This is a genomic window from Ralstonia flaminis (assembly GCF_958415495.1).
Classification (GTDB): Bacteria; Pseudomonadota; Gammaproteobacteria; order Burkholderiales; family Burkholderiaceae; genus Ralstonia; species Ralstonia flaminis.
Genome location: NZ_CATZLL010000007.1, coordinates 146228 through 164051, shown reverse-complemented (window position 1 = coordinate 164051; position 17824 = coordinate 146228). Strand labels below are relative to the sequence as shown.

Below are 17824 nucleotides of genomic sequence, written 5' to 3'. Positions count from 1 at the left end.
TTTACCCTCCCAGCACGGTCACGCGACCATCCTTAATTATGATGACTGAATTTGCCTTGCCCACAGGGTTTCTTTGAAGATACTGCGCAACCTCAGATGCCGACAGGGGTGAGTCTGCCAAATTGATCACGACATTTGGCGCCTGTTCCGCTGTCTTTTCCACTACCTTGTCACGAATAGTTTGCAGGTTCCCCGACTTCGGCGCGTAAACGTCAGCCACTTGGCCATTTATCGAAAGATCAGGGTTCGGACCAGGCTTTCCCGTATTCGGCAACTGATTCACATCCAATCCGTGATCCGCCAAAATTTGCGCCGCTTCATTCTGGCGGTTTATTGACCTCACCTGATCCTTCGATGCATTGGCGGGAGGGGCCTCAGGACTACCACTCAGCGTCCCCTGCCCTGGTTTAAGTTGGCGCTCCCCAAGAGCAAATTGCGCATCATCCGCAAGAGTTGCTCCACCACCCAAGAAATTTCGATTTGTGGAACCGGTGGGCTGTGTTACAGCAGTCCCATCCGAAGCCAAAGCACCCAACACCTTACCACCCGCGACCCCAACAGCGATGCCGGCCCCTGTAGTAAGCGCGTCAGTTACCAGCGGATTCGGACGCCCTGGCGCGTTCGGGTTAAAGGAGTTAAGCACCGCCTGCCCTTCGGTGGACGGGATACTTCCAGTAATCTGGCCGGTACCAGTGTTGAACTGATTAAGGCCGAGACCAGTTACTCCCGCACCGACCGGAATACCGGCACAGGTGACAGCCGTCGTTGGGCAACCTGCAATAGCCCCCGCTGTAAGCGCGACGCCACCTGCTGTACCAAATACACCGCCAACTACGTTGGCCGCCCCTTTGATCGCAGGAAGGGAGGTGTAGACATCTGTAATCCTGTCCCAAGAGCTATAGGGGATGAACTGTCCCGTCGCTTGAATGGTTTGAATTTCCTTTGTGTATTGTGCTCCTTGCGTTTGCATTGCCTGCAAACGCGCGTAGTTCGCGTCTGAAGCAGGCACACCATCAGCGCAATGGACCAGGTAGCACGCCGCTGCGTCCAATCGATCTTGCTCTGCTGGCGACTTTCCTTTCTTGAGAGCGGCTAGCGATTTCGCTTCCTCTTGGTGCAACTGCCGATTGAAACGATCCGTGTTGGCAGCGGTCGCGGCTCCAGCCCCGCCGCCAACTGCAAAACCAACCCCACCCGCCGCAATATTCGCCGCGAGGTTGCCGATAGCATCATTCAAATCCGTACTGCCCGTGTTCACGCTGCCAGCTACACTCTTGCTCAGGTCCTGCAACTGCGGCGCCAGCTTGGACGACACACCCGCACCTACGGCACCAGCCAGTGCATTGCCTCCACCCAGCCCAGCAATCACCGCACCACCGGCCATGTGCAGCGCAGCGCGGTAGTCACCGCCCTCCTTCCAATTCGCGACATCCGTCTCTGCAGCAGCAATCGCTGCTTTGTTGGCGTCCGAAGGGTTTTGCTTGTAGGCATCATTGGCAGCATTGAGTCGCGCCTGTGCCTCCTTCTGCTTCTTGTCGGCAACATCCCCCACCGTCTTCGCAACCGCCTCACCCGCAGCTTGGGCAGCCGCCATCATGTCAGCCTGCTTGCCCAGGACTTCGTTGAGGTCTGGGTTCTTGCCAACAGTGGTATTGGTCTTTGTCGTATCACGGTTCAGCGTGGCAACGTCCTGCTTCTGCGCATCCTTGTTGGTGATTGTGATAGCACCTTGCGAGACGGCCGCCTGCGCCACGCCATCCTGACTACCGCTGTCGCTCTGCGGAATCATCGGGCTGATACCGCCAGTGTTCTTGCCCGAGGTCTGACCGGAACTCGGCTTGCTGTTGCCGCTGCCTGCGGTGAAACCCGCCGACACACCAACCGAATCGGCGCTGTACTCGGAGTGGTTCTTGGTATCGCTCCACGTCAACGTGCCAGTGGTCAGTTGGTTCTTGTCAGGTGCGGCAGTGCTGGCAATCACGGCCCCCTTCAGGTCCGTATTGCCCTTGACGTTGATGTCGAAGCCGCCATCGCCCGCACGGATACCCGACTGCTCGGTCACGTTGGCATAGTTGCCGTCGGCGTGCCCCTTGCTTGCCGAGAAGTTAGCCGAACCGCCGCCCTGGCTGATGCTGAACCCGCCACCCATGCTTTCCTGCTTGGCGGACATTTGAGCCGTATCCTGGCGGCTGGCCAGATTCAGGTTACCGCCCACGTCCATCGACACCTTGCCCCCGCTGACGACACCGCCCTGCACGTTGGTGTCGTTGCCCGATGCGATCGACACCGATTCGCTGCCGTTGACGTGGCTGTTGACTTGCGTGGCGCTGGAGCTATCCGAGTTCCCCTTGGACTTGGAGGCCGATGCCGATACACCGAACCCGGCACTGTTCTGGCCAAAACCGTACGACACACCAACGCTCGCGCTGCTAGATTCGTTGCGACTGTGGCTTTCGTCCGTATCCGTGGCCGAGACAATGTTGACGTCGTGCGCGGCCTTCAATGCGACCTGTTTGGCGTTCACATCGGAGCCAGCGATGTTGATGTCGCCGGCGGTCTTGTTGCCGTTGGCGTCTACGCCAGTCGCCGTGAGGCTGGCTTTGCCACCCGCCGTCACGGTCGAGCCGGTGTGCTGCGTGGCATCGTCGGTGGACGTCTGCTTGCTCTGGCTGGTGCCCCAAGACAGCGTGGCAGCCGCCCCGGCTGTTGCGCCACCAGGGCCGGTAAGTGCACTTCCTGCGTCAAATGCATCCCGCGCCGATGCAATGCCCCACAGTGCTGCAGCACGGCCATCCTTGCTCTGCCCCGCATTCTCAACCTTCTGCACCGCGCCTGTAGCCGCTCCGATAACGCCACCGGACACACCCAGCGTAAAGCCGCTCTGCTTGACCTCATGGGTCTCGTCGTGATGCGTCGCGCCTTGTGCAGCATCGATCGTCACGTCGGCGCCCGTGCCAGTGAGGTCCTTGGCCGCAATCACTTGACTGCCAGTTACCTTCAGCGCGTTACCCGCGGTCAGATTCACATTGCCGCCGGTGCTGCCGACCATGCTGCTGGTCTGCGTAACGGCGTTGTCGTTGATGGTGTCCTTCTGGTTTCGGTTGCCATAGGAGAGGCCCGAGCCGGTGGCGCCAAAGCCCGACTTGGTGGTCTCCTCGTAGCTGTGGCTGGAGCTTGTGTTCTGCGCCGTGGTAATGGTGAGGTTGTTCCCTGCCTGCAGATTCACATCGTTGGTACCAGCCACGGTTGAACCTTGCACTGTCAGGTCACGTCCGGCCACAGCCGTTACCGAATCGCCGGAGATGGATGACCCAACCGCGTTGGTGCTGCGCGTGTTCTGAATCTTGGTGTTCTGCTCGCTGGACATGAAGCCCGAGCTCTTGTTCTCCAACCAGAAGTCCGACTTGTGCGACTCGGTCACCGCGCCGACCGTCACGTCCCCCGTACCCACAAGCTTGGCAACGCCATTGCCGGTGCTGATGGAAGACCCCAGCACGGACACGTTGCCCGGCCCCTGGTCGCTGACCATCGTGATGCCGTTGGCCTGCAGCACCTGATTGACGACCTGCGTTTGGCCGGCACCCAGCGTTGCGCTGTTGCCTGCCTGAATCGCACTGCCGCTGGCCTTCTCGTCGTAAGAGGACTTGGTGTATTGCGAGCTGCCGCCCAGCGACCCTTCACTGTGTGTATGTGAATCGAGTGCGGCTGTCTCCGTCACATTGCGGCCGGCCACCACGGTAGCGTTATTGCCAGCCTGCACGGTGGAAGACGTGAGCGTTACGTCGCGCCCTGCCACTGCCACCACGTTTTGCCCTGCCGAAACCGTGCTGCCCAGGTTCGAGACGGTCAGGTCATGTGAATAGCTCTGGCCACCGCGCGACACGGTATCCTGGGTCGTGCCGAGCTGGACCGTGCCCAACGTCAGATCACGGCCTGCTACTAGCGTGGCGGTGTTGCCGGCAGTCACCGCACCAGCTTGCATGGTGAGATCGCGGCCGGCCGCTACCGTGGCATTGTTGGTGGCGGAGATCGTACCCACCGAACCCACGCCGGTCGCGCCCGCGCTGTAGTTGTTCGGGCCGATGGTCTGCAGGTTGGAGATCGTCTGTGTGGCGTTGATGACATCGCGCCCGGCGATCACGCCCACGTTCTGGCCCGTGATGGTGCCACCAATATTGCGCACGTCCTGCACGGCCTGTACCGCCGTTGTGCTGCCCGCCCCACCAATCGTGCCCTGGTTGACGATGTTGTCGCCCAGTACCTGCGTGGCAACGTCGCCCACGATGTGCCCGCTGTTGGATACGTCGCCTGAGGCATTAAGGCTGACGGTCTTGCCAGCCACCAGTGCACCTGTCGAATTCAGATCAACAGCATTGGCCTGCGCCAGATACAGCTTGGGCACCAGCACGGTCTGATGCGAGCCATCAGGCAAGGTCACGTCCTGAGACACCAGCCACACCATGTCGGTGGTCAGTTGCGCCATCTGCGCGTCCGAAAGGCCAATGCCGGGGGTGAGGTTGAACGACTTGGCGTACTTCACACCGGCATCCATCAGCCCCCGGTATTCGTCCAGCTGGTTGGTATAGCCAGCCAGGAAGACACGACCTGTCAACTGGGTAATCTGATCGCGGACAAGCTTCTCCTCATAGAAGCCATCACCCAATCGCTTCTGTGTCTGCTGCGGGTTCAGGTTCAGCGCGCTTAACATGTAGTCGCTGGAGATGAACTGGGTGTACTGCGTAAAGCGAGAATCGGTTGCGACCAGGTACGTTGCACTGGGTGCCGGTTGAATGTGGAACAGGCCGTTGATCGGCAGCGTGAGGTTCGGAATGCCACCGGTGGGGGTGCCCAGGGTCTGCGGCGCGTGCGCGTTGCCCGTTGTCGCGCCGACGGTGCTGGTTGCTGTACCGCTCAATGCGCCCGAGCTTGCGGTACCGCTGCCTGCACTACCCACTGCGCTGCCGGAATTGCCTGCCACCGTGCCGGCGTTTGCGGTGCCGCTGCCGGCGCTGCCAACCGCGCTACCGGCGCTGCCCGTCACTGCACCTGCATTGGCCGCGCCACTGCCAGCACTGCCAACCGTGCTGCCGGTGCCGCCCGTCATCGCACCTGCATTGGCCGCGCCACTACCGGCACTGCCAACCGTGCTACCAGAACTGCCGGTCATGGCTCCAGCATTCGCTGCCCCATTACCTGCACTGCCAACGGTACTGCCAGAACTGCCGGTCATGGCGCCAACACTTGTTGCACCTGTGCCGGCACTACCTACTGCGGCACCAGCTGCACCACCGCCCGTCACCCCGCTGCCGGTCACGGTCTGACCCAGGCGGTTGACAGTAGTGACGTTGATGGTCTGTGCCGTGGTCTGCACTGCCTGATTGGACGTAGCAATTGCCGGCAGCGCTGTGACCGTTGTGGAGCCCACGGGCGTGGTCGGATAGGGCACCACCTGGGTGTCCTGCTCGCCGCCAGTTTTCTGATGCCAGTAGAACGTGGATTGCTCAGTTGTGGTGACCGACTGTTGCAGCACGGTGCCCTGATCCGTCACCGCACCGCCAATCGCAGTGCGAACCAGATTGCCACCGGCGGCCATCGTGGACGACTGATTCAGGATCGAGCCGCCATTGCTGTTGATGCGGATGCTGCCCGAGGCACGGATCTTGGCTGGATCACTGGCCGAGATGAGTTGATCCGTGGCCCTGGTCGTGACGGTCGTGCGTTGCGTCTCGTTGTAATCCCGACTGTCGACACCCAAGTCCAGGCGCACGCGAACCTGATCCGGACGCAGGTTCTTGTTTGGATCCCAGTCCGGCCAGAAGGTAATCGAATAGGTGCTGCCGTTGTCCTGGATGGATTGATACCACTGCGTCGCGTTGGTGGTCAGGTTGCGAGTATGCGTTGCATCCTGCCTGCACTGGGGGTCTTCTCTCCCGCACTGGTTGAACTCAGGCGGGTTGATGTACCGCTCGGTGGGTGCCGTGCTAAAGGACAGCGTCTGATTTGCTGCGTTTAGATTGGTCACGGTGGATTTATCGACCGTGATCGTGATCGGCTGCGCCAGCGCGTTAGTCTGGCTTGCGCTAATCGGCGAACCTTGCCCGTCCCAGCTCCAGCTCGGGATGGTGAGGCTTCGATGACTATTGAGGTCTGAGCCCGACAGACCCGCATACCAAGTCACAAGGGTCTGGCTCGTTGTCTGCGGTGTACCCGGCGCCGTCACGATACTGGTGCGCGTGTTGTAGACCGTGCGCGCCGCAATATCAATGTCGCCATCCGCATCAATGGTTGCCGAGCGGTTGGTCAGCGTACCTACCTGATTGGCCAGCAGACCGGAAGCCGGATCTCGTGTGCCATCGCGAGCAATCTGCAGGCTACCTGCGCTGTACAGCGTTGCGCCATCCAGGTTCGATACTGAGTTCGTCGCGTAAATGTTGAGGCTCTGCACTGCGGCCATCAATGCCGCTGCGCCCGAGTTCGTGATGTCACCTGCCTGCACCTGCACCGCGTTGCCGATAATCGTACCGGTGTTGACCAGCGCAGTGCTGTTGGTTTGGACTGCGTTGCCTTCGATACGACCCGCGTTGCTGATGGTGCCACTGGTCGACACAGTGGTTGTAGAGCCTGTAATGTCACCACCGGCCACGTTGACCACGTTCGCGCCTTGCACAGTAGTGTTGCCAGCCGCGCCCAGCACCCCGCTGTTTGTGAACGTACCACTGGCGGACACGGTCATGTTGCCGTCTGCGCGCAAGCGATTGTTGGCACCATTGGTGTAGTTGCCCACAACGTTCAGCGACAGATTGCGTCCGGCCGTCATTTCGCCATCGCCGGAAACAACGCCTTGCACGGAAACGTCTCGGTTCACGCGCACGTTGCCGCCGGCATTCGTCATCGATGCAACGCTGATGGTTGCGTCCTTGCCCCCCTGCAACGAGCCACCGTCGTTCGTGAGCGTGGCGCCAGTCTGGTTCAACGTCAGGCCTTGACCACCGTAGATCAGACCACCACGGTTGTTGACTGCGTTGGTGGTGTTGAGTGCCAGCGCACCACCCGCTGCAACGCTGCCGTTGGTCGTGTTGGTCAGCGTCTGGGTGCCCAGCGTCACGTCACCATTGCCCCCCAGTGCACCACCGGCATTGTTGATGCTCGTGGTTGCGGTAATGGTGGTAGCACCATCCCCCGCGTTGACCAACCGCCCAGCAGCATTGTTCAGGCTGGCACCCGAGACGGTGGCCACGCCGTGTGCGCCGTTGGCGCTGATCACGCCGGAAGCGTTGGTCACCACACCCGACGCGGTGGCAGAAAGGTTGCCACTGGTCTGCGCCGAGCCGTTGGTGTTGTCAATCTGCCCCCCGCTGGCAAGCGTCAGTCCGGTCTGGCCGAAAACCGTACCCTGTTTGTTGACGAGATCGTTTGTTGTGGTAAGCGACGCGGCGCCAAGTGCGGAGACACCACCCAGGGTGTTGTTCAGAGAGTTGGCTTTCGCGACCAGCGCCCCGTTGGTCTGAATCTGACCATGGTTTGTGTTGGTCAGCGCGCTCTGTGCCGTGAGCGAAAGCGTGCCTGTTCCCGCATGCAGCAGCTTGCCGTTGTCGTTGGCAATCGTCTGTCCACTGAGGGTCAAGTTGTTGGCGTTGGCGGCAATCGAGCCGCCCGTGTTGTCCAACGTGCCGCCGGCCTTGAGCGTGCTGTCAGCCTGCCCGAACTGCTGGATCACGCCGCCTCGGTTGAGGAGATCGCCTGTCGTCGTCAGACCAAGCTGGTTGCCTTCGATCTGGCCGGATGTGTTGTTCAACGAGTCTGCGGAGACGTTGGTCGCGTTGCCGGACAACAGACCCAGCTGGTTCGTCAGCGCACCGGCGACGGTGGCCGTCAGCCCGCCACTCGCCGTCGTGCTGCCATTGCTGTTGTCGAACGATTGTGCAACGAGAGTCGCATCACCCTTGGCCGAGATCGCGCCATGGTTGCTCAACGTGCCCGCCGTCACGCCCAGGCTTCCGTTGCCGCCGATCAACCCTCGCCCGGTGACGCCGTTCGGATTGGCGTTGAGCAGGGTCTGTTGTACGGCAACCGTGGTTACACCATCGCCCACGTTCACCACACGGCCTGAGGTGTTGTCCAGCGATACCGCCGATACGGTCAACGTGCCATGCGCACCGTTCGCCTCGATGTTGCCGCCGACATTGGTCAACACGCCGCCTGCCTGCACCTGCGCGTTGCCGCCGGCATGCAAGGTTCCGTTGGTGTTGTTCAGCGCCCCTGGGGTGGTGATCGTTTCGGTGCCTTGCGCGGCAATGAATCCATTGGTGTTGTCGAGCGAACTACCTTGCACCAACAACGCACCGTTGGTCTGTGCTTGTCCGGCGACGTTGCTCAAGGCGCCCTGGCTATCTAGCGTGAATGTGCCGGCACCAGCATGCTGCAACTTGCCGCCATCATTGGTGATCACCTGCGCGTTGATCGAGAGGTTGTTTGCGTTGGCGGCAATCAGTCCGTTGGTACTGTCAAGCGCGCCACCAACCTTGAGCGTCGTATCGGCCTGGCTGTACTGGTTAATCGTGCCGCCACGGTTGATCAGGTCACCCGTGGTCGTGACACCCAGTTGGTTGCCTTCGATCTTGCCCGCCGTGTTGTCCAGCGAGCCCACCGTCAACGCCGTGCTGCTGGCGGACAGGGTACCGTGCTGATTGCTCAGCGCACCCGCGATGTTTGCCGTGAGCGCACCACCTGCCGTCACGCTACCGTTGCTGTTGTCGAGCGATTGCGCCGTGAGTGTCTGGGCGCCCTTCGCGCTGAACGCACCGTGGTTCTGCAGGGTTCCCGCTGTGATGCCCAGTGCACCGTTCCCGCCAATCAGGCCCTGCCCGACGGCATTCGTCGGGTTCACGTTCAGAAGCGTCTGTTGCACGGAGACCGTGGTCGCACCATCGCCCACGTTCACCACGCGGCCGGAGGTGTTGTCGAGCGACACGGCCGACACGTTTAACGTGCTGTGCGCACCGTTCGCCTCGATGTTGCCGCCCACGTTGGTCAATGCACCACCCGCCTGCACCTTGAGCGCATCGCCTGCGCGCACCGTACCGCTGGTGTTGTCGAGCGCTCCGACATTAGCCAGCAACGCGCCGTTGGTCTGCGCCTGCCCGGCGACGTTGCTCAGCGCGCCCTGGCTGTTCAGCGTGAGCGTGCCTGCCCCGGCATGCGACAGCTTGCCGCCGTTATTGTTGATTGCCTGTGCGTTGACCGTCAGGTTCTGCGCGTTGGCTGCAATGGAACCGTTGGTGTCATCCAACGCGCCGCCCACCTTGAGCGTCGTGTCGGTCTCGCTGTATTGATTGATCGACCCGCCACGGTTGACAAGATCGCCCGTGGTTGTGAGGTTCAGTTGATTGCCCTCGATCTTGCCGGAGGTGTTGTCGAGCGAGGCTGCATTGATTGTTGTCGTGTCGGCAGACAACACCCCGTGCTGGCTGGTCAGAGCACCTGCGACGTTGGCGGTAAGCGTGCCGCCCGCGATCGCGCTGCCGCTGCTGTTGTCGAACGACTGAGCGGTCAGCGTCTGATCGCCCTTGGCACTCAGCGTGCCATGGTTCTGGAGCGACCCTGCTGTAATCCCCAACGCACCATTCCCACCGATCAAACCTTGCCCGGTGGCGTTCGTCGGATTCGCATTCAAGAGTGTCTGCTGCACAGAAACCGTGGTTGCGCCATCGCCCACGTTCACCACACGGCCCGAGGTGTTGTCCAGCGAGGCTGCGGACACACTCAACGCACCATGCGCACCGTTCGCCTCGATGTTGCCGCCAACATTAGTCAACACACCACCGGCCTGCACCTTGAGCGCATCGCCTGCGCGCACCGTGCCGCTGGTGTTGTTGAGTGCACCGGCAACGGTAAGCGTTTGCGCACCTTGCGCTGTGATAGATCCACTGGCGTTGTCGAGCGAGCCCGCATTTGTCAACAGCGTGCCGTTGGTGCGAATTTGCCCTGCAACGTTGCTCAACGCGCCCTGGCTATTCACGTTCAGGGCACCGGCGCCCGAGTGCAGCAGCTTGCCACCATCGTTGGTGATTGCCTGCGCGTTGACCGTCAGGTTCTGCGCGTTGGCCGAGATGGCGCCATTCGTGTCGTCCAGCCTGCCGCCAACCTTGAGCGTCGTGTCGGCTTGGCTGTACTGGTTGATCGACCCGCCGCGATTAACAAGATCGCCCGCGGTGGTAATACCCAACTGGTTACCCTCGATCTTGCCGGAGGTGTTATCCAGTGAACCCACCGTGAGCGTCGTGCTGCCTGCAGACAACGTGCCGTGCTGGCTGTTCAACGCACCAGCGATATTGGCGGTCAGCGCGCCGCCCGCAGTCACGCTGCCGTTGCTGTTGTCGAACGACTCGGCGCTCAGCGTCTGGTCGCCCTTGGCCGAGATCGCGCCGTGATTGTTGAGCGTGCCGACCGTCACACCAAGTGTCCCGTTGCCGCCGATCATCCCGCGTCCGGCAACGTTGCCGGGGTTGGCATTGAGCAGGGTCTGCTGCACAGCCACCGTGGTTGCACCATCGCCCACGTTCACCACACGGCCTGAAGTGTTGTCCAACGATGCTGCGGACACGCTCAACGTGCCGTGTGCATTGTTCACCTCGACGTTGCCGCCGACGTTAGTCAACACACCGCCCGCCTGCATCTTGAGCGCATCGCCCGCACGCACCGAGCCGTTGGTGTTGTCCAGCGTGTTGGCACTGGCCAGCAGGGCACCATTCGTCTGCACCTGGCCAGCGACGTTGCTCAGGGCACCCTGGCTGTTCAGCGCGAAGATGCCCGTACCGGCATGCAGCAACTTGCCGCTGTCATTGGTGATCGCCTGCGCATTGATCGTCAGGTTCTGCGCGTTGGCTGCGATGGCGCCGTTCGTGTCATCCAGCGTGCCGCCAACCTTCAAGGTGGTGTCGGCCTGGCTGTACTGGTTGATCGACCCGCCACGGTTGATGAGATCGCCCGTGGTTGTGAGACTGAGTTGATTGCCTTCGATCTTGCCGGTCGTGTTGTCCAGCGAACCCGCTGTCACCGTTGTGCTGTTCGCAGACAGTGCGCCCTGCTGATTGCGCAAAGCGCCCGCAATGTTGGCTGTCAGCGCTCCACTCGCGGTTGCGTTGCCGTTGCTGTTGTCGAACGACTGGGCGGTGAGCGTCTGATCGCCCTTGGCCGAAAGGGTGCCGTGGTTCTGCAAAGCACCCGCGGTGACACTCAACGCTCCGTTCCCACCAATCAGCCCCTGACCGGCCACATTCGTCGGGTTCGCATTCAAGAGGGTCTGCTGCACTGAGACCGAGGTTGCACCGTCGCCCACGTTCACCACACGGCCCGAGGTGTTGTCCAGCGAGGCTGCGGACACGTTCAACGTGCTGTGGGCATTGTTTGCTTCAATGTTGCCGCCAACATTGGTCAATGCACCGCCTGCCTGCAGCTTGAGCGCGTCGCCCGCGTGCACCGTGCCATTGGTGTTGTTGACTGCGCCGACGGCGGTAAGCGTTTGCGCGCCCTGCGCGGTGATCGAGCCGCTGGTGTTGTTGACCGTACCGGCACTGGTCAAAAGCGCGCCATTGGTGCGAATTTGCCCGGCAACGTTGCTCAACGGGCCCTGGCTATTCACGTTCAGGGCACCGGTGCCCGAGTGCAGCAGCTTGCCGCCATCGTTGGTCACCGCCTGCGCATTGATCGACAGATTCTGCGCGTTGGCAGCAATCGACCCGTTGGTGTTGTCAAGCGTGCCACCAACCTTCAGGGCTGTGTCGGTCTGGCCGGTCTGGTTGATCGCACCGCTGCGGTTGACGAGATCACCCGCAGTTGCAATGGCAAGCTGACTGCCTTCGATCTTGCCGGAGGTGTTATCGAGCGAAGCTGCCGAAACCGCCGTGGTGTTAGCCAGCAATGCCCCCTGCTGATTGCTCACCGCACCGGCGATCTGGGCCGTCAATGCGTTGCCGGCCGTCACACCGCCGTTGCTGTTGTCGAGCGTACTGGCTTTCAGTGTGGCGTTGGTCGCCGCGTTGATCTGACCGTGGTTGACCAGTGCGCCCGTGGTGATACCGACCACACCATTGCCGCCGATCACGCCGCCCTGGGCACCATCTGCAGTGGTGCCGGCGGCATTGGTGATCGAAGTACCGGCGACGAGCGTCAACCCATCGGCGTTTAGCGAGATCAACCGGCCTGCGGTGTTGTCGATCGTGCTACCAGAAACGGACAATGCGCCGCCAGCCTGCAGCGTGCCTTGCGCATTGCCAACCGTGCCTGCCGATTGAACGCCAAGAGCCGCCTGGCTCATGAGCTGACCGCCCGTGTTGGAGACACTGCCTGCGTTGATCTGTACCGAGCCGCCGCCTGTCAGGCGCCCAGCGTCGTTGACGAAGGCACCCGTCACATTGGCGTTGATCGAGCTACCCGCGTGGGTAGTGGCCCCCGTAAGATCAGCGTTGCCCGTTGATGTGAGCGCAAGGCTCCCATTCGCGGAGGTCTGGCTGTGGGCGAGGCTGACGCCCGCCCCCTGGAACATCGCGTTGCCACCTGCCACATTGGTGCCGTTGGCTGACAGGGCACCGGTCGTGACAACGTTCAGATCTGCCACCTGGGTGACTGCACCACTCTGCGCCACGCCTGCGCCCAGGCTACCAGTCGAATTCAACGCCCCAGCACTAACAGTTAGGCCCTGCTGTGCTGCAAGCGCTCCGCTGTTCGTGAGCGTGCCATCGGACGATACCGAAACGGCGCCACTGCCGTAGGTTGAACCCGAATTCGTGATATCGCCACGCACTTTGACGCTCAGGTTGCCGGTGGCGCTCGTGGTTCCGGCCAGGATCAGTTGCCCCTGCGAGGTGAGCGTCAGATCGCCCGCCTGTGCAGCGGTGACGCCCCTGAGCGAAACCCCAACGCCATTCTCGGTGGATGCCAGGAAAATCTTGTTGGCATACATACCACCCAACTGGCTCACATCGATACCCAGCGCAGGTGCTGGCCCTGTGCCTGCGATCGGCGTCGTAGCCAACGTGTTGCGATCGACCTGGTTGGCGCCGGCAATCACGTTGAGCTGGTTGGCGTACACAGCCGCATTGGCCTGCACCGCACGGGCAATCAGGTCGACTTGATCGACATTGCTGGCGTTCAAGCCAGCCCCCTGAATCGAGATCTGGCCGCCCGTAACACGGTAAGCATCCAGACTGCCGCTGCCGCCAAAGACTGGCGCCCCAGTGGTCAGCGTCGCGCGGCTCGTATTGATAAAGCCGCCCCCATTGACGAGGATGCCGTTCGGGTTGGCGATCACCACCTCAGCACGCGGGCCGGCCACCTCCAGATACCCTTGCAGCGTGCTGGGCGACGTGCTGGTGACCTGGTTGACGATCACACGTGCAGAACCGCCAGGCAACAGGTTCGGGTTGCCGTTGACGTAGCCTGCCTGCTGCGTTTGCGTGATCGCCGTCGCATTGTTCAGGATGGTCCCTTGGTTCGGGACGTTGAACTGCGAGTAGGTGTTGAGCGAAACACCGCTCCCATTCGGTCTGGCGATGTTGACCTGCTGCAACCCGTTCTGGGTCTGAATCACCTGCGCGCCCGAGCCAGGAGCAGCAACGACCTGTGCATGCACGGTGTAGGACACGCCCATCGCACAAAGCGCCCCGAACAACACGGGAGACATCGCAAAGCGGACGACACCCGCTACCGACGCAATTGGCCTTGCCCCCGACCGCTTTCCTGCGCCACGACCTTTCCCGGTGGACGTTGCGGTCTCTTCAACGGCAACGAGCATGCCGCGTACGGCGTTGAAGACGGTTCGGTAGCAATTCGCGTTCATGACGATCGGCCAGCAAGTTCAGAGCGGCAGCGATCGTTTTGAATGTCTTGTTCAGGCACATCCCCCCAAAGGGTAGCCTTTGGGGGTTTCCGGGTTTTGTATTTCTAAATTCTCATAGAAGTATTTATTACATCTTAGTGACTATCCGGCTTTACGACACATTGTGAAGATTCAGTAAAACGCCATCTTTGGCTTGCATCTCAGCATAAGTTGTACGTTTGCCACATCAGAGATTGATGATGGAGCCGGCCAACTCTGCGGTTAGTGATTGACCTCGGCTCCATCCCACACCCCCGTCTGCACCACCTCCCGCACATAGTCCGCAAAATCACGCGGCGCCCGGCCCAGCGCACGCTGCACGCCATCGGTCACGTGCACGTTGCGTCCATCGAGCACCTCTGCAAACAACCCACCAAGAAACGCCGCAAACTCGCGCGGCACGTAGTCGGAGAGCATTTCCACGTACGCATCCGCCGCCATCGGCTGATAGTGGATATCGCGGCTGAGCGCATCGCTCAGGATCTCGGCCACTTCGGCAAAGGTCAGCGCGCGCGGGCCGGTCATCTCGTACAACTGACCGATGTGGCGCGCGTCGGTAAAGGCGGCGATGGCGGCATCAGCCAGATCGCCAGCATCAACAAACGGTTCGGCGACGTTGCCGCCGGGCAGCGCAATCACACCGGCCAGCACGGGTTCCAGCAGATGGCCTTCGCTGAAGTTCTGGTTGAACCAGCTGGCGCGCAGCAACGTCCACGCGAGGCCGCTGTTCTGCACGATGGCTTCGCAGCGTTGCGCGGCAGGCTCGCCACGGCCCGAGAGCAGCACGAGATGGCGCACGCCGGCTGCCTTGGCCGCCACAACGAATGCGTGGATGGCCGTCTCGGCGCCTGGCGCGGCCAGGTCTGGTTGGTAGGTGATGTAGACGCCGTCCATGCCGGCCAATGCTGCTGGCCATGTGGTCGGGTCCGCCCAGTCAAAGGCCGGGTTGGCATTGCGCGAGCCCTCACGCACGGTCACGCCGTGCGCACGCAAACCCTGTGCAACGCGCGCACCCGTCTTGCCGGTGGCGCCCAGAACGAGGACGGAGGACACGGGGAAAGCTTGGACGATCTGCATGGCAAGACTCCTGAAGGTTTTTGGGTGGAAGACGCCTCCAGTATGGAAAGCTGGCCCACTTCGGATGTGACTTGGCGTCCGCCGTTGATGCTCGATCGTCCAGATCAGCGCACAATGCGCACGTTGTTGCTCAGGATGTCGCCATGACTTCGACAAACACGCCACCCCCCTGGACCCACATCGACCCGCTGGGCGAAGCGCTGCACTTTCTGCGCATGAGCGGCGTGTTCTATTGCCGCTCGGAGTTCTCCGCGCCGTGGGGGCTGGCGCTGCCGCCCATGCCCGACTGCATGATGCTGCACGTGGTGGCCAGCGGCCGTGCCTGGCTGGAGGTGGATGGCGAGCCGGCACGCGCGCTGGCCCCCGGCGATCTGGCCATCGTGCCGCGCGGCACCGGGCACCGGCTGACTAGCCAGCCGGGTGTGGCCTGCGCGGGCCTGTTCGAATTGCCGCGTGAACTGATGAGCGAGCGCTACGAAGTGCTGCGCCACGGCGGCAACGGCGAACCCGCGCAGATGATCTGTGCAGCGGTGCGCTTCGGCCACCCGGCTGCGCAACGGCTGGCGGCAGTGCTGCCGGCGGCGCTCTGCATCGACAGCCGGCAATCACCGCACGCGCAATGGATCGAGCAAACCCTGCGCTTCATGGCCGCAGAAGCCCGCATGCCCCAGCCCGGCGGTGAAACCATGGTGACGCGGCTGGCGGACATTCTCGTCATCCTCGCCATTCGCGATTGGATTGAACGCGATCCGGCTGCACGCAGCGGTTGGGTAGGGGCCTTGCAGGACAAGCAGATCGGCCGCGCGATGGCGCTGATCCATCGCGAGCCCGCGCGGGAGTGGACGCTCGGCGCCCTGGCCAACGAGGCCGCAATGTCTCGCTCGGCATTTGCCGCACGCTTCACTCGGTTGGTGGGCGAACCGGCGATGCAATACGTTGCACGCTGGCGCATGCAGATTGCGTTGGGCTGGCTGCAGGAAGAGCGTCTGCCGCTGGCCGAGGCCGCCAGCCGGCTGGGTTACCAGTCGGAGGCGGCATTCAGCCGTGCGTTCAAGCGGTTCAATGGGGTGACGCCCGGGGCCGCTCGCCGCAGCGCGACCCCGGAAGCGATGGCCTAGCGCGCAGTCGGGCCGGGCGCGCGGGCGCCTTCCAGAATGATGCGTGCCAGCTTGGCGTAGTCACCGTCAAAGTGATGGCCCCCGGGCAACTTCACAAGCTGGACCTGCTTTGGGTCCAGGCCCGGGCAGTTGGTGTCCTTCTCTTCCTTGCCATAGATGCACATGCCCAGGCCAGCCGGCAGCTTCTGCACTTCGGGCAGGATCAGCAGGCCCGACGCGCTGCTCGACACCCAGTTGGTCATGTGGAACTCGAAATCGGCACGCTTGCCCAGGCCCATCATCACAGCGAGTGCCACATGCTCGCGCGATGCCGCAGGCAAGCGGTTGACGATGAAGGGCAGCACATCCGCACCCTGTGAATAGCCAATCAGCAACGCCTTGCTCTTCTTCCAGCGCGCGGCGTAGAAGCGCACCAGGCGATCCATGTCGGCCGCGGCCGAGGCCGGCGTGCGCGGGGTCCAGAAGTAGCGCAGCGAATCGATGCCGACCACGGGCACACCCGACTTGGACAACGCGGCGGCCACCTCCTTGTCGAGCCCGGCCCAGCCGCCATCACCCGACAGCAGGATCGCAAACAGCTCCGACGACGTGCCCGGCTGCGCGGCCACTTCAATGATGGGCAGATCCGACACGGCTGCGGGCGGCTGCGGGGGCGGCGGCTTGCGCTGCGCGTTCAGTTTGGCGAAGGCGGCCTTGAACGGCTCGCTTGCAGTCACAGGGGGGACGTTGGCGGCGCCCGGCGCAGCCGGTTGCACAGCGGGCAGCGCAACCGACTGCGCACCGGAAATCGTGTCGATGAAGGCCTGCGTGGCGCGTGCCTCGCACAGCGGGCCGGAGCGGCGTGCAAACGGTGTGAGCGTACCCGACTGCAGCGCCACCCACGGCGCCGACAACTTCGTGGCCGGCAGCAGCACCACGCCTGCGTTCTCCGGCGGTTTGGTGCGTTTGGCCGTGGTGCGGCTTTCGCTCTGGCGGCGGCTGAAGTGCACGCCCTCGCCCTTGCACAGCGGCTTGCGCAGCTCCAGCACCGGGCAGAACTCCATCGACATGGCTGCGGCAAAGATGTTCGGGCGTGCCTGCGCAATCATTGCGTAGGCCAGCGCACCGCCTTCGTTGTCACCCACGAGGATGGGCGGGTAGTAACCCGGCACCTTCTCGTAGGCTTGCAGGAAGCGGCTGAAGTTTTCCAGATCGCCATCAGGGAAAGCGCAATCGCCCAGGTCTGCCTCGAGGCTTGAAAACAGTGCGGGCGTGGAAAGGCCGGCCACCAGCGCGCCCTGCTCTGCCAGGCTCTGCGCCATGCGCGAGGTGGCAGGCGTCCAGCCCTGATCGCCCGAGAGCATCAGCACGACAGAACGGATCTCGCCCTTGGGTTTATAGACCGGCACATCACGAAAACGCCCGTGCGTGACGAACTCGACGGCGCCGGGCGCGGCAGCCGGTGTAGCCGGCGCCACCACAGGCAGCGACAGCACGCCACCATTGGCAGCCTTGTTGGCGGTCACGGCGGTGGCGCTCATCTGCAGGCGCGGCAGCATTTCGCCTTGCGGCGGCACGGCCGTCACACCACTGGCACCCGTCATGCCCACGGGCGGCACCAGCACCGGCCCCTGCACCGGCGTGGGCTTGGGTGCGGAAGCGGCCGCGGGCGCCTCCGCCGCCACGGTCAACGACGTCGCCACGGTCAACGACGTCGCCAGCCAGCACGCGATTGCCGTGGCGGCCATCGCCACCACGCGCCGCCCGGTGTGTT

General features: G+C 62.6%; 4 protein-coding genes. 1 reads left to right on the top strand and 3 read right to left on the bottom strand.

Going from position 1 to position 17824, the window contains the following annotated elements; translation table 11 throughout:
- Position 1 precedes the first annotated feature (1 nt).
- The gene (locus R2N11_RS13025; RefSeq protein WP_316681346.1) at positions 2-13837 is read right to left on the bottom strand and encodes a hemagglutinin repeat-containing protein; all 13836 of its coding nucleotides are present in this window, start codon (positions 13835-13837) and stop codon (positions 2-4) included.
- Positions 13838-14098: 261 nt separating this feature from the next.
- Positions 14099-14953, bottom strand: a complete 855-nt coding sequence (locus tag R2N11_RS13020; RefSeq protein ID WP_316681345.1) for an NAD(P)H-binding protein — start codon at positions 14951-14953, stop codon at positions 14099-14101.
- Positions 14954-15096: 143 nt separating this feature from the next.
- Here R2N11_RS13020 and R2N11_RS13015 point away from each other — a divergent pair, with 143 nt between their 5' ends.
- A complete protein-coding gene (locus R2N11_RS13015; protein ID WP_316681344.1) occupies positions 15097-16071 on the top strand; it encodes an AraC family transcriptional regulator in 975 nt (324 codons plus the stop codon).
- Here the strand turns inward: R2N11_RS13015 and R2N11_RS13010 are convergent.
- Positions 16068-17798: a virulence factor gene (locus R2N11_RS13010; RefSeq protein WP_430715444.1), complete on the bottom strand. Its 1731-nt coding sequence runs from the start codon at positions 17796-17798 to the stop codon at positions 16068-16070. The genes R2N11_RS13015 and R2N11_RS13010 overlap by 4 nt on opposite strands.
- Positions 17799-17824: the final 26 nt, after the last annotated feature.